Annotated in this window: 12 protein-coding genes; 8 read left to right on the top strand and 4 right to left on the bottom strand. The window is 71.9% G+C overall.

The features are described 5' to 3' along the window. Positions 1 to 44 precede the first annotated feature (44 nt). Together CG719_RS06060 and CG719_RS06055 are read right to left on the bottom strand one after the other, a co-directional pair. Complete coding sequence (locus CG719_RS06060; RefSeq protein WP_100567436.1) at positions 45 to 1,076, bottom strand: DUF6397 family protein; 1,032 nt, start codon at positions 1,074 to 1,076, stop codon at positions 45 to 47. A 125-nt stretch (positions 1,077 to 1,201) separates the two neighbouring features. After that, positions 1,202 to 1,618, bottom strand: a complete 417-nt coding sequence (locus tag CG719_RS06055) for a roadblock/LC7 domain-containing protein (protein ID WP_100567435.1) — start codon at positions 1,616 to 1,618, stop codon at positions 1,202 to 1,204. A 95-nt stretch (positions 1,619 to 1,713) separates the two neighbouring features. Here CG719_RS06055 and CG719_RS06050 point away from each other — a divergent pair, with 95 nt between their 5' ends. From CG719_RS06050 to CG719_RS06040, 3 genes are all read left to right on the top strand, one after another. After that, complete coding sequence (locus CG719_RS06050) at positions 1,714 to 2,142, top strand: PPOX class F420-dependent oxidoreductase (protein WP_100567610.1); 429 nt, start codon at positions 1,714 to 1,716, stop codon at positions 2,140 to 2,142. Positions 2,143 to 2,316: 174 nt separating this feature from the next. Continuing rightward, a complete protein-coding gene (locus CG719_RS06045) occupies positions 2,317 to 2,916 on the top strand; it encodes a class I SAM-dependent methyltransferase (protein WP_100567609.1) in 600 nt (199 codons plus the stop codon). 134 nt (positions 2,917 to 3,050) lie between these two features. Next, the gene (locus CG719_RS06040) at positions 3,051 to 3,929 is read left to right on the top strand and encodes a hypothetical protein (protein WP_100567434.1); all 879 of its coding nucleotides are present in this window, start codon (positions 3,051 to 3,053) and stop codon (positions 3,927 to 3,929) included. A gap of 162 nt (positions 3,930 to 4,091) precedes the next feature. On the opposite strand, the gene CG719_RS06035 is transcribed toward CG719_RS06040, so the two are convergent. Both CG719_RS06035 and xylA read right to left on the bottom strand, forming a co-directional pair. Continuing rightward, on the bottom strand, positions 4,092 to 4,274 hold the full coding sequence (locus CG719_RS06035) for a hypothetical protein (protein WP_100567433.1): 183 nt from the start codon (positions 4,272 to 4,274) through the stop codon (positions 4,092 to 4,094). Positions 4,275 to 4,495: 221 nt separating this feature from the next. Next, positions 4,496 to 5,662: a xylose isomerase gene (gene xylA, locus CG719_RS06030; RefSeq protein WP_100567432.1), complete on the bottom strand. Its 1,167-nt coding sequence runs from the start codon at positions 5,660 to 5,662 to the stop codon at positions 4,496 to 4,498. Between the two features lie 178 nt (positions 5,663 to 5,840). Between xylA and xylB the strand changes: the two genes are divergently transcribed. From xylB to exaC, 5 genes are all read left to right on the top strand, one after another. After that, a complete protein-coding gene (gene xylB, locus CG719_RS06025) occupies positions 5,841 to 7,286 on the top strand; it encodes a xylulokinase (RefSeq protein WP_100567431.1) in 1,446 nt (481 codons plus the stop codon). A gap of 99 nt (positions 7,287 to 7,385) precedes the next feature. Further along, positions 7,386 to 8,594, top strand: a complete 1,209-nt coding sequence (locus CG719_RS06020; RefSeq protein WP_100567430.1) for an ROK family transcriptional regulator — start codon at positions 7,386 to 7,388, stop codon at positions 8,592 to 8,594. 547 nt (positions 8,595 to 9,141) lie between these two features. After that, entirely contained in the window at positions 9,142 to 9,744 is a 603-nt protein-coding gene (locus CG719_RS06015; RefSeq protein WP_100567429.1) for an N-acetylmuramoyl-L-alanine amidase, read from the top strand. A gap of 48 nt (positions 9,745 to 9,792) precedes the next feature. Next, a complete protein-coding gene (locus CG719_RS06010) occupies positions 9,793 to 11,085 on the top strand; it encodes a GAF domain-containing protein (protein WP_234375456.1) in 1,293 nt (430 codons plus the stop codon). Positions 11,086 to 11,231: 146 nt separating this feature from the next. After that, the gene (gene exaC, locus CG719_RS06005; protein ID WP_100567427.1) at positions 11,232 to 12,755 is read left to right on the top strand and encodes an acetaldehyde dehydrogenase ExaC; all 1,524 of its coding nucleotides are present in this window, start codon (positions 11,232 to 11,234) and stop codon (positions 12,753 to 12,755) included. The last annotated feature ends 270 nt before the right edge of the window (positions 12,756 to 13,025 follow it).

Raw genomic sequence — 13,025 nt, 5'->3', positions numbered from 1 at the left:
TCCCCGCAGTGGTCCGTCGGGCGGTCAGGGCCGGCGGGTGCGGCTCAGGTGGCTCTGTGGAAGAGCCTGCCCAGCAGGCCGCGCGCCGGTCGGGAGAGCTCGCCTGGACGGTGTCGTTCGCAGTGCTCGGGCGCGGGCGGACACCGGTGCCGTGCCGAGCGCGGGTGTGCGTCCGCGTGCCGGTGTGCGTCCCGATGTCGGTGCGTGTCCGGATGCCGGTGTGAGTCGTCTTGGTGCGGATGCGGGTCGGGGTGTCGTGAGGCCGGGCGGGGCGCGGGCCGCTGGATGCGCGCCTCCCGCACCGTCCGCTCCAGGTCCGCTCGGAGCAGGCCGATCTCGTCGGGGTCCTGCGCCGTCGTGATCCGCTCGGTGAGGTGGGCGGCCGGCGAGCCGGGTGTGCCATGGGCGGGTGGTGGTGGCCGGAAGCGGCTCAGATGGGAGCGCTCGTAGGGGTCCGTGACGATCTCGGAGATCTGGACCGGGTCGAGCAGCACGGCCAGGGCGCCCGCCCGCTCCCAGTGGTCTCCGGCCTGACCCAGCAGGAAGCCCAAGTACCGTCCGCGCCAGTTGCGGGGGCGCAGGTCCAGGCCGGTGTCCAACTGGCCCCGCAGCGCCTCCGGCAGGGGCCGACTCAGCAGCGGGGCGTTCTTCGCGTCGGCGGCGAACTCGCACAGTTCGTCCGCCAGGTACCGCCAGACCACGGCCCGGTAGCGGTTGAGGTGGAAGGCCACCGGAATCAGGAGGCCCAGCCTGGCCAGACGAGTGAACCGGGCAGCGGTCACCTCCATGATCGCCGAGCCCTCCCTGGTCCCCACGGTCGCCACCCTCTTCCGCAGCGCCTCCGGAAAGCCCTCCTCCCCGCGCAGCCGCTCGACCTCAGAGCGGTCGACCTGCCGGCCGATTCCTTCCTCAGCGGCACGGGTGCGGATGTGGCCGAGGTGCACGGCCAGGTCGAACTCGCTGCGTTTGAGGCTCAGTTCGCGAGCCGCCCGGCTCTGCGAGAAGGGCGCTCGGCCCGTGGTGGCAGCCGGCCGAGCGGTTGACGTGACCTCACGCGTGACAGTGTTGCCGGACATACTGGTCTCCCCCGTGGAGTGTCGGGATCGCGCCGTTTGCGATCACCTGCGAAAACGGTAGCCGGTGACGGGATCGACGGCACGAGCCTGTGGATAACTCCGCGAGGGAACAGCGAAAGGGCAGGTCAGAGGTCTGTCGACGACGGCCGTTCAGGCCGACGGGCGTCCACGACGTCGAGGTGCTCGCCGACCCGGTTGACGAGCAGGGTCATCTCGTAGGCGATTTGACCGATGTCGACCTCCGCTCCGCTGAGGACGCACAGGCAACTGCCCGCGCCGGCGGCGGTGACGAACAGCACCGCGTCGTCGAACTCGACCATCGTCTGGCGCACCCCGCCCGCGCCGAAGTGGCGTCCCGAGCCCTTGGCCAGGCTGTGCAGGCCGGACGAGACGGCCGCGAGATGCTCCGCGTCCTCGCGTCGGAGCCCCGTGCTCGTTCCCGTCACCAGTCCGTCGGTGGACAGTACTAAGGCGTGGTGTACGTGCTCCACGCGTTGGGTCAGATCGTCGAGCAGCCAGCTCAGTGTCTGGTTCTGCGCCATGATGCGGTCTCCCCGTGTGATCTCTTCCCCCCAGACCGGAGGATCTGCCGCCAGCCTTCCCCACCGCCACTGTCCCGGCAAGGAGGATGGGCACCATGGCACAAAAGATGACCGACGAGGAATGGCGGGCTTTCGTCTCTTACGGCACCCGCACCGGCAAGCTGTCGACCGTACGGGCCGATGGGAGCCCTCATGTCGCGCCGATCTGGTTCCTGCTCGACGGCGACGACGTGGTGTTCAACACCGGCAAGGAGACCGTGAAGGGGCGAAATCTGGCCCGTGACGACCGGGTCGCCCTGTGCGTGGACGACGAACGGCCGCCGTTCACGTTCGTGGTGCTGCAGGGCCGCGCCCGGCTCTCGGAGGACCTCGACGAACTCCGCCAGTGGGCCACCCGCATCGGCAGCCGATACACGGGCGAGGATCGCGGCGAGGAGTTCGGAGCCCGCAACGGCGTGCCGGGCGAACTCCTGGTCCGGGTCAGGGTCGACAAGGTGGTGGCGGTGAAGGATCTCGCGGACTGACCCCCACCACCGGCGGGCTCCCGCCCGTCGGTCCGTACGCGGCCGGTCGCCTTCGGCACGTGACGTCGAGGAGCCGGGTGGTGCGTCCCTGCGATCCGCCCGGCGCACGCGACCAGCCGGACGGGGATCCGCCTACCCGGCATCCGTCCGCCCCGGTGGGGGATCATGCGGAACATGAGCGACGACCACACACACGTCCAGGAGTTCTTCACCGCCCGCGCCGCCGACTGGGACAACCGGTTCCCGGACGACGGCCCCGCCTATGCGGCCGCGGTCGCCGAGCTCGGGCTGCGCGAGGGCGACCGCGTCCTCGACGCGGGCTGCGGCACCGGGCGCGCCATGCCTCCGCTGCGCGCGGCCGTGGGCGCTTCGGGCGTCGTCGTCGGCGCCGATCTGACGTGGGCCATGCTGGAGGCCGCCGTAAGGGCCGGGCGGGACCGGGAAGGACTGCTGCTGCTCGCCGATGCGGGCGCGCTGCCACTCGTGTCGGGGTCGTTCGACGCCGTGTTCGCCGCGGGCCTCATCGCTCACCTGCCTCGCCCAGCGGAGAACCTCCGCGAGTTGCGGCGCGTCGTACGCCCCGGCGGCACGCTGGCGCTCTTCCATCCGATCGGCCGTGCGGCGCTCGCCGCGCGTCAGGGCCGGCGGATCACGCCGGACGACCTGCGTGCGGAACCCAACCTCCGCCCGCTGCTCTCCGGTTCGGGATGGCACTTGACGTCCTATGTCGACGAGGACGCCCGTTTCCTGGCCCTGGCCGCACGCGAGGACTGACCGCCGACCGACCGCGCCGGCCCCACGGTCTCCGGGTGAGGGACCGCAGGTCCGAGTGTGCACGGGAGTCGTGACAAGGGCCTTCCCCTCGCACTAGGGTGCGCGCCGTTGGGCGAACCGATGGGGAGGCTGGGATGGCCGGGACGGAAGAGGAGGTCGCCACCGCGGACGACGCTCTGTATGTGCTCACGGCGGTACTGCTGACGCCCGCGCAGTTTCCCAGCGTCCTGGGGGACGACTACCCGGAGGCCTGTGCGGCCCTCGGCCTCGCACCGCTCGCCGACGGGTACGGCCTGGTGCTCGGTCAGGACGGCGACGGGGCGCGGTGGACGGTCGCCGTCGACGACGTGTCGCTGGTCGCCGTGGCCGTCGCGTCCTGGGACTGCGGAATGGAGTACGACCTGTCTCCCGACGAGCGCAGCGTCGTCGCCGCCCTGCCGGGCTGGCCCCTGACCCTCGCCGTGGCGGCTCCCGGCGTGCCCGCGCCGCACGACCCGGACCCGGAGTCCTCCGGCGGGACCGCGCTGTCCCCGCCCGACAGCGGTGCCTGGGGACCGGCCCAGCGTCGTCTGGGCGCCGACGAGATCGCGCTGCAGTGGGCGGTGTGGCGCGAGCAGCTCGACGACGCGGAGTTCCTCGCTCCGGCGGACAGCGCCCGCGCCGGGAAAGGCGACGGTCCGCCGAGCGCGTCGGCCCACGAAAACGGCGGACCGGCGGACGCAGCGGGTGGCAAGCCTTCTCCGAGCCACAGCGGCATCCGGCGCGCGCTGGCGGAGGCACGCGCGTACGTGGACGCGCCTCCGCCGCTGGGCCGGGTCCGGTCGTCCTTCGCGCCCGGCGACGCGCGTACCCTGCGGGCCGACGGTCCGGGCTGGTCGATGGTGGCCCGCACCGACGACATCGCCTTCGTGCTCCTCGACGACGAGCCCGGCGAAGTCCTGCCGATCGGTCGTGGGCCGGAGCTGCCGGGCCTGCTGGAAGCCCTCGACAAGCTGGCAGTACGCCCCCTCTGAGCTCCTGATCTCAGAGGGGCCGACCGCCGGAGTCCGACGCGCTGATGGCGTGGGTTGAGTTCGATGGCCGGACGCCCACGGACCGGATCGTCGGCAGGCCCGCGAACGGCGATGTGGCCGGCTCCTGCGCCCCTGGCAGGAGCGCGCGGGGACGGGAGCACTTCAGCGGCCGAGCTCCTTGCGGGTGACGCGGCGCAGCCGGCGCCGCTGCGAGGGGTCCAGGGCGAGGTATGCGGCGGCCGGGACTCCGAGCACTATCAGGACGGCGACCCACCAGGGCAGCCAGATCAGCAGAATGAGCCCGACCGCCACTCCTCCTGCGGCGATCTTCGCGTTCTTCGACATCTGTCGCCTCCTTCGCGGCCACTGCCGCTCTCTGCTGTGAGAACGGGTCCGCGCCCCCGGCGGTTCCTGACCTCGACCCTGAGACGCCCCTGAGACGCACCCCTACTGGTCGCGCCGGGAACGCCCTCCTCGGCCCCGCGCGAGACCTGGGCCGCTGCGTTCCCAGGACCACCCTGGGCACACACACGCGCATGTGTGCCCAGATGCCGGACGTCCCCGTGTCAGCCGCGTGCCCCCAGCAGGTGGTCCATCGCGAGCTGGTCGAGCCGCTCGAAGGCCATCCCGCGAGCCGCGGCCGCCTCGGCGTCGAAGTCCTCGAAGGCCGAGCGGTCCGCGAGCAGCGCCTCCAGGCCGTCCGCCGCCGTGGGCTGCGCCAGCTCGTCGAGCCGGGAAGCGCGCAGGGCCTCCTGGACCTCCGGGTCGGCCCGGAAGGCGGCCGAACGCTCCTTGAGGATGAGGTAGTTGCGCATGCAGCCGGCGGCCGAGGCCCACACGCCGTCCAGGTCCTCGGTCCGCGGCGGCTTGAAGTCGAAGTGGCGCGGGCCCTCGTAGCCGGCGCTCTCCAGCAGGTCGACCAGCCAGAAGGCGGCGCGCAGGTCACCGGCGCCGAAGCGCAGGTCCTGGTCGTACTTGATGCCGGACTGGCCGTTGAGGTCGATGTGGAAGAGTTTGTCCGCCCACAGCGCCTGGGCGATGCCGTGCGGGAAGTTGAGCCCGGCCATCTGCTCGTGGCCGACCTCGGGGTTGACGCCGTACAGCTCCGGGCGCTCCAAGCGCTCGATGAACGCGAGCGCGTGGCCGACGGTCGGGAGCAGGATGTCGCCGCGCGGCTCGTTCGGCTTGGGCTCGATGGCGAAGCGGATGTCGTAGCCCTGGGAGGTGACGTACTCGCCGAGGAGGTCGAACGCCTCCTTCATGCGGTCCAGCGCGGCCCGCACGTCCTTGGCCGCGCCGGACTCGGCGCCCTCGCGGCCACCCCAGGCCACGTACGTCTTCGCGCCGAGTTCGACGGCCAGGTCGATGTTGCGGATCGTCTTGCGTAGCGCGTAGCGGCGCACGTCGCGGTCGTTGGCCGTGAACGCGCCGTCCTTGAAGACCGGGTGGGTGAAGAGGTTCGTGGTGGCCATCGGCACGGTCATGCCGGTTGCGTCGAGCGCCTGCCGGAAGCGCTTGATGTGCGACTCGCGCTCGGTGTCGGAGGCGCCGAAGGGGATCAGGTCGTCGTCGTGGAAGGTCACGCCGTGTGCGCCGAGTTCGGCCAGGCGCTGCACCGTCTCGACCGGGTCGAGGGCGCGGCGCGTGGCGTCGCCGAACGGGTCCCGTCCCTGCCAGCCGACGGTCCACAGGCCGAAGGTGAACCTGTCCTCGGGGGTGGGCTGGTAGCTCATGCCGCGGCTCCTTGCTCGCTTGCGACTATTTCGTCATGGCGATTTACAAATTAGTATGCCGACGCGTCCCTGGGAAGGGAACAAGGGCCACGACCGGGTCGGCACCCGCGTCGCCGGGCCGTGTACACCAAAAGAACTGCAGGTCAGATCCCGCGAGCCGCGGAAAGAGGGAGAGCCGATGTCAGCAGCCGAGGGTCCGCTCGTCGTCGGTGTGGACTCGTCCACGCAGTCCACCAAGGTGCTCGTCGTCGACGCGGCCACCGGACAGGTCGTGGCGAGCGGGCAGGCGCCGCACACCGTCTCGTCCGGCGACGGCCGCGAGAGCGACCCGCGCCAGTGGTGGGACGCCCTGTGCGCGGCGCTCCAGCAGTGCGGGGAGGCGGCCCACGAGGCGGCCGCCGTGTCGATCGCCGGCCAGCAGCACGGACTCGTGACCCTGGACCCGCAGGGCGTTCCGGTGCGGCCAGCCCTGCTGTGGAACGACGTGCGCTCGGCGCCGCAGGCCCGCCGTCTCGTCGAGGAACTGGGCGGCCCCAAGGCCTGGGCGGAGCGCACGGGCAGCGTGCCGGGGGCCTCCTTCACGGTCACGAAGTGGGCCTGGCTCGCCGAGCACGAGCCGGAGGCGGCGCGGTCGACGGCGGCGGTGCGCCTGCCGCACGACTACCTCACGCAGCACCTGACGGGCGAGGGCACGACGGATCGGGGGGACGCCTCGGGTACGGGCTGGTGGGCGTCCACGACCGAGGCGTACGACGAGGAGACCCTGGCCCATGTGGGGCTCGATCCGGCGCTGCTGCCCCGGGTGGTGCGTCCGGGCGAGGTGGCGGGGACCGTGCGCGACAGCCATGACCTGCCGTTCTCCAAGGGCACACTGGTGGCGGCCGGCACCGGTGACAACGCTGCCGCCGCACTGGGCCTCGGGCTGCGGCCGGGCACACCGGTATTGAGTCTCGGCACCTCCGGCACGGTGTACGCGGTGTCCCGCCACCGGTCGGCCGACCCGACGGGCACGGTGGCCGGTTTCGCCGACGCGCGCGGTGACTGGCTCCCGCTCGCCTGCACCCTCAACTGCACGCTCGCCGTCGACCGGGTCGCCGCTCTGCTCGGCCGGGACCGCGAGGCCGTGGAACCCGGTACGTCCGTCACGCTGCTCCCCTACCTGGACGGCGAACGCACCCCGAACCTGCCGAACGCGTCCGGGCTGCTGCACGGGCTGCGCCACGACACCACGCCCGGACAGTTGCTGCAGGCCGCCTACGACGGCGCCGTGCACGCCCTGCTCGGCGCGCTGGACCTGGTGCTGGACCAGGACGCCGACCGCACCACCCCGCTGCTGCTGATCGGCGGCGGCGCCCGGGGCACGGCCTGGCAGCAGACCGTGCGGCGCCTGTCCGGGCGGCCGGTGCAGATCCCCGAGGCCCGAGAGCTGGTCGCGCTGGGCGCCGCCGCCCAGGCCGCAGGGCTGCTCACCGGCGAGGATCCGGCCGCGGTCGCCCGCCGCTGGCGCACGGCCGACGGCCCGGTGCTCGAGGCGGTGGAGCGCGACGAGGCGACCTTGAACAGGATCTCCGGGGTACTCTCCGATGCGGCACCGCTGCTGGAGCGCGGGACGCGGACCCCCTGACGGACACCGGCGGGCGGACGGCCGTCCGCCCGCACCGCACCGTTCGACGCAGAGCGCCGGCGGACACCGACCAAGGAAGACACCGAGGACGACGGAGGCATGACCGCACCGCTGCACGAGACCCACTCCGCCGGTCCGGGGCGCACGCTGCCCGACACCCAGCAGGGCATGCGCCGTCGCAACCTCGCCCGGGTCATGCACACCGTCCGCGCCGAGGGGCCGCTGTCGCGGGCGGCGGTCGCCTCACGCATCGGACTGACCCGTGCCGCGGTGTCGACCCTCGTCGACGAACTCGTCCGGACCGGACTTCTGGAAGAGCTGGGACCCGAGCGGCCCGGCCGGGTGGGCCGCCCCGGTTCGGCGCTGGCCGTCAGCGGGCACGGCCCCGCCGGGGTCGGCGCGGAGGTCGGGGTCGACCACCTCGCGGCCTGCGTGGTCGACCTGCGCGGCCAGGTGCGGGCGCGGGCGGTACGCCGTGGAACGAACCGGGGCCGCTCCCCCGAACCGGTGGCGAGCGAACTCACCGCGCTGATACGCCAGGTCGTCGCCGAGGCGGAGCGGCAGGACCTGTGGGCCGCGGGACTCTCGGTCGCGGTGCCGGGACTGGTCGCACGGGACGGTCGTACGGTCGTGCGTGCCCCCAACCTCGACTGGAACGACACCGACCTCGGCGCCCTGCTGCCGCCCGGGCTGCCCCTGACGGTGGACAACGAGGCGAACTTCGGCGGACTCGCGGAACTCTGGCTCGGCGAGGACACGCCGCGTGACTTCCTGCATGTGTCGGCGGAGATCGGCATTGGTGCCGCCGTGGTGGTCGACGGGCAGCTGCTGCGCGGGACGCGCGGTTTCGCGGGCGAGCTGGGGCATGTGCCGGTGGAGCCGGAGGGGCCCGCGTGCCCGTGCGGCGGGCGCGGCTGCCTGGAGCAGTACGCGGGAGAGGAAGCCGTGCTGCGGGCGGCCGGCCTGGAGCCGGGCGAAGGGCGGGTCGGGCTGCTGGCGACCCGCGCCGCCGCGGGCGACGAGGAAGTACGGCGGGCCCTGCGGGATGCCGGCAGGGCACTGGGCGTCGCGCTGATCGGGGCCGTCAACCTGCTCGACCCCCGGAGCGTCGTGCTGGGCGGCGCCCTGTCCTCACTCGCGCCGTGGCTCCTGCCTTCCCTGGAGGCGGAGTTGGCTAGCCGGACCGCGGGGGCCGTCTGTCCGGTGTCGGTGTCCCGACTGGGCCCCGAGGGACCGCTGCTGGGAGCCGCGCACGCGGTGGTGCGGTCCGTCCTCGACGACCCGACGGCAGTGGGCGAACGCGCCTGATCTCAGGCTCACTTCACCCGATCGAGTGGCGGAGTTTTCCACAATTCCGCAGGAGTCCACCGAGCCCCGACAGGCTCTTCTGCCCAACCCGCGAGCCCCGTACCGTGATTCACGCGAGGTGCCGTCGTCGAGTCGGATCGCCGGCGGATCTCGGGTGTCGAAGGGGTTCTCATGACGGGGGAAACACCAGCAGTCCCGGACAGGCACGTCAGGTCCACCGGCTCGGCACGTCGCGCGGTTGACGCGTTCCGAATACCCCGGCTCAACCCGGTGAAGTGACTCGCGCCTGACCGCCGTTCGGTCGGTCAGCCGCCGGTCGGCCACCCGGGCCTCCGAGTCCCCGTTGACCGATCCGTGTGACACCGACGCCGCGTGCGTGGCCACGCTCCACGAGGAGCGGCCGTCGGTGAGCGAGACTCGCCGCGGACCGCACGAACTCCTCACCCACCGACCGAACCACGTACCTCCTCATGGACGGTTTAGCGGCCTCCCGCCCCTCCCCGAGACACCGGCACCACTACTCCCCCACACAGAAAGGCCACCACCCATGGACCGGGCACGACCACTCCTCCCCAGCCGACGCCACCTGCTCAAGGGTGCCGCCCTGGCCGTCGTCCCCTACGCCTTACTTCCCCCCACGCGGGTCGACGCGCGGCCCCAGGCAGTCGACTACCCGGAGGCCGAGTGGCAGCCTGCGAGCAGCTCCAACTGCACGGCGTCCAGCCGGCCCACGAGCTACTCGGTGGACCGGGTGGTCATCCACGTCACCCAGGAGACGTACGCCAGCACCCTGGCGATCTTCCAGAATCCGAAGAAGGAGGTGTCCGCGCACTATGTCGTCCGGTCCGCCGACGGACACGTCGCGCAGTGCGTCCGCGAGTCGGACGTCGCCTGGCACGCCGGGAACTGGGACTACAACACCCGCAGCATCGGCATCGAGCACGAGGGCTGGGTGGACAAGCCCGCCTACTTCACCAACGCCCTCTACGAGGAGTCGGCCAGGCTCACCGCGGCGATCTGCGACCGATACCGCATCCCCAAGGACCGCGCGCACATCATCGGGCACTTTGAGGTACCGGGCACGGACCATACCGATCCCGGGCCCGACTGGGACTGGGTGCGCTACATCAGACTCGTGAACTTCGCTTGACGGAGAGCCCGGGCGAAAAGGTTGTCCGGGCGCGCACCGGGAGTGACGATGTCCACAGCCGCATCGCCGTCCAGGGAGGCCGCATTGACCGATCCGTGGGTGGCCCTGGAACCGGGAGCCGACCCTTCCGAGCGTGTTCGCGTCCTGCGCCGGGCGCACGAGACGTTCACCGCGGTGGGCACCGTGCCGCGCCCGGTGCGTCCGGTGGTGGCCGACTCGTGGCGGCGTTCCGCCCGGGCGGGTGTCGGGCCGGACGGCACCGCCAGCGTGGAACTCGGCGACAGTGACCTCGGCACCTACCGGGCGGAGCATCCGCTGGCGCTGGTGATGCCCCTGTTCCGGGAGCTGCTGGGCACGTACGCCACCGACGGGGAGCATCTGCTCGCGGTGTGCGACGCGCACGGCAGGCTGCTGTGGGTGGAGGGGCATCCGGGGACGCGGCGCAAGGCGGACCGGATGAACTTCGTGCCTGGCGCGCGCTGGTCGGAGACCGCGGTCGGGACGAACGCGCCGGGCACGGCGGTCGCGCTGGACCGCCCGGTGCAGGTGTTCGCGGCCGAGCACTTCATCCGGCGCGTCCAGCCCTGGACGTGCGCGGCGGCCCCGGTGCACGATCCGCGCACCGGACAGGTGCTAGGCGCGGTGGACATCACCGGTGGGCACGGGCTCGCGCACCCGCACAGCCTCGGTTTCGTGCGGGCGGTGGCGCGGGCAGCCGAGTCCGAGCTGGCGCTGCTCGCCCCGCGCCGGCCCGCCGCCGGCGCGGCCGAGTTGACCGCCCTCGGCCGGGACGAGGCCCGGCTGGTGGTCGGCGGTCGCGGTGTTCGGCTGAGCCGCCGGCACAGCGAGATCATGGTGCTGCTGGCCCGTCATCCGGAGGGTCTGACCGGGGACCAGTTGCTGTGCGCGCTGTACGAGGACGAGTCGGTGACGCCGGTGACGCTGCGGGCCGAACTGGCCCGGCTGCGTAAGGTGCTCGGTGCGGGGGTGCTCGCCTCGCGACCGTACCGGCTGACCGTTCCGGTCGGCTCGGACGCGGCCGCCGTCCAGCACCGGTTGGAGACAGGGGCGGTCGTGGCGGCCGCCGTGGCCTACTCCGGTCCACTGCTGCCCGGCTCACAGGCTCCGGCGGTGGTGCGGCTGCGGCAGCGTCTCGCCGACGGAATGCGGAGCTCGCTGATCGCCTGTCGCGACCCCGACCTGCTGGCCGACTGGGTGCACGCGCCGTGGGGCGAGGACGACCTGGACGTGTGGCGGGCCCTCGTCGCCGTGCTGCCGACCGCGACGGCCCGGGCCCGGCTCGCCGCGCTCGAGGCGGAGTTGGCGGCGCCGCCCGGCTGACACGGTCCGGTACCCTGCTGACCGCTTCAGGCCCGCCAACGCGCATCGGTGGCCCGTTCCGCAACGTCCTTGCAACGTCGGCCTGTCTAGCCTCGCGCCGAGAGCTGCCCAACGGCGGGCAGCGCTGCTGAGGGAGGCAGACCAGAATGACCCGTTACGCGGCGCCCGGCACCGAGGGCGCGATCGTCTCCTACCAGGCGCGCTACGACCACTTCATCGGCGGCGAGTACGTGCCGCCGGCCCGCGGACAGTACTTCGAGAACCCCTCGCCGGTGAACGGGCAGCCTTTCACGGAGGTCGCGCGCGGAACGGCGGAGGACGTCGAGCGGGCGCTGGACGCGGCGCACGCGGCCGCCCCGGGCTGGGGGCGCGCCTCCGTGACCGAACGCTCCGACATCCTGCTGAAGATCGCCGACCGCATGGAGGCCAACCTCGAATCCCTGGCGGTCGCCGAGAGCTGGGAGAACGGCAAGCCGGTCCGCGAGACGCTGGCGGCCGACATCCCGCTGGCCATCGACCACTTCCGCTACTTCGCGGGCGCGATCAGGGCGCAGGAGGGGTCGCTCGGGGAGATCGACAACGACACGGTGGCGTACCACTTCCACGAGCCGCTCGGGGTGGTCGCGCAGATCATCCCGTGGAACTTCCCGATCCTCATGGCGACCTGGAAGCTGGCGCCCGCGCTCGCCGCGGGCAACGCGGTGGTGCTCAAGCCCGCCGAACAGACCCCTGCCTCGATCCACTACTGGCTGAGCCTCGTCTCCGACCTGCTGCCGCCCGGGGTGCTGAACATCGTCAACGGCTTCGGTGTGGAGGCGGGCAAGCCGCTCGCCTCCAGCCCGCGAGTGGCGAAGGTGGCGTTCACGGGCGAGACGACGACGGGGCGGCTGATCATGCAGTACGCCGCCGAGAACATCAAGCCGGTCACGCTGGAGCTCGGCGGCAAGTCGCCGAACATCTTCTTCGACGACGTCTCGGCGGCGGACGACGACTTCCGCGACAAGGCGCTCGAGGGCTTCACGATGTTCGCGCTCAACCAGGGCGAGGTGTGCACCTGCCCGTCCCGGGCGCTGATCCAGCGCGGTCACTACGCCGAGTTCGTCGAGGCGGCGGTCGCCCGCACGAAGCTCATCACGACGGGCCACCCCCTCGACACGGAGACCATGATCGGGGCTCAGGCCTCGAACGACCAGCTGGAGAAGATCCTCTCCTACCTGGACATCGGGCGGCAGGAGGGCGCGCGTGTCCTGACCGGCGGGGAACGCATCGAGCACGAGGGTGAGTTGAAGGGCGGCTACTACGTACAGCCGACCATCTTCGAGGGCGACAACCGGATGCGGATCTTCCAGGAGGAGATCTTCGGGCCGGTGGTCTCGGTGACGTCCTTCGACGACTTCGACGACGCGATCAAGATCGCGAACGACACGCTGTACGGCCTCGGCGCGGGTGTGTGGACCCGGGACACGGGCACCGCCTACCGCGCGGGCCGCGCCATCCAGGCGGGCCGCGTCTGGACCAACTGCTACCACGCCTACCCCGCGCACTCCGCCTTCGGCGGCTACAAGCAGTCCGGAATCGGCCGCGAGACGCACAAGATGATGCTGGACCACTACCAGCAGACGAAGAACATTCTTTGTTCTTACAGCCCTCAGAAGCTTGGGTTCTTCTAGAGCCTGAAGTCGGTTGCCTGGAGGGCATCGTTGCCCTCCAGGCAACCAGAAACAACAACTACACTCTGTAATCAACTAGGGTCTTCGTGCTACTGTCCGACATCCAGGGGAGTCTCTCCCGGACCAGTCGCGGACCAAACGGCGCTGAAGGACATCACCCTACGAGCCGCCCGCTCATGACCGCCGCGAGTCCATGTTTCTCGTCGGCGGCGCGGACGACCAGGGCAACAAGGTTGGCCTGTTCGGCACACAGCCACGCCTGGGCTGCTG

The organism is Streptomyces sp. CB01373, assembly GCF_002803075.1.
Taxonomy (GTDB): Bacteria; Actinomycetota; Actinomycetes; order Streptomycetales; family Streptomycetaceae; genus Streptomyces.
Note: the sequence above shows the minus strand (reverse complement) of the source record. Positions and strands in the feature narration are given on the sequence as shown.

Coding starts and splice junctions, on each gene's coding strand:
- CG719_RS06045 (WP_100567609.1), top strand. CDS start 2,317: ATGAGCGACGACCACACACACGTCCAGGAGTTCTTCACCGCCCGCGCC.
- CG719_RS06010 (WP_234375456.1), top strand. CDS start 9,793: ATGTCCACAGCCGCATCGCCGTCCAGGGAGGCCGCATTGACCGATCCG.
- CG719_RS06050 (WP_100567610.1), top strand. CDS start 1,714: ATGGCACAAAAGATGACCGACGAGGAATGGCGGGCTTTCGTCTCTTAC.
- CG719_RS06055 (WP_100567435.1), bottom strand. CDS start 1,618: ATGGCGCAGAACCAGACACTGAGCTGGCTGCTCGACGATCTGACCCAA.
- xylB (WP_100567431.1), top strand. CDS start 5,841: ATGTCAGCAGCCGAGGGTCCGCTCGTCGTCGGTGTGGACTCGTCCACG.
- xylA (WP_100567432.1), bottom strand. CDS start 5,662: ATGAGCTACCAGCCCACCCCCGAGGACAGGTTCACCTTCGGCCTGTGG.
- CG719_RS06015 (WP_100567429.1), top strand. CDS start 9,142: ATGGACCGGGCACGACCACTCCTCCCCAGCCGACGCCACCTGCTCAAG.
- CG719_RS06040 (WP_100567434.1), top strand. CDS start 3,051: ATGGCCGGGACGGAAGAGGAGGTCGCCACCGCGGACGACGCTCTGTAT.
- exaC (WP_100567427.1), top strand. CDS start 11,232: ATGACCCGTTACGCGGCGCCCGGCACCGAGGGCGCGATCGTCTCCTAC.
- CG719_RS06035 (WP_100567433.1), bottom strand. CDS start 4,274: ATGTCGAAGAACGCGAAGATCGCCGCAGGAGGAGTGGCGGTCGGGCTC.
- CG719_RS06060 (WP_100567436.1), bottom strand. CDS start 1,076: ATGTCCGGCAACACTGTCACGCGTGAGGTCACGTCAACCGCTCGGCCG.
- CG719_RS06020 (WP_100567430.1), top strand. CDS start 7,386: ATGACCGCACCGCTGCACGAGACCCACTCCGCCGGTCCGGGGCGCACG.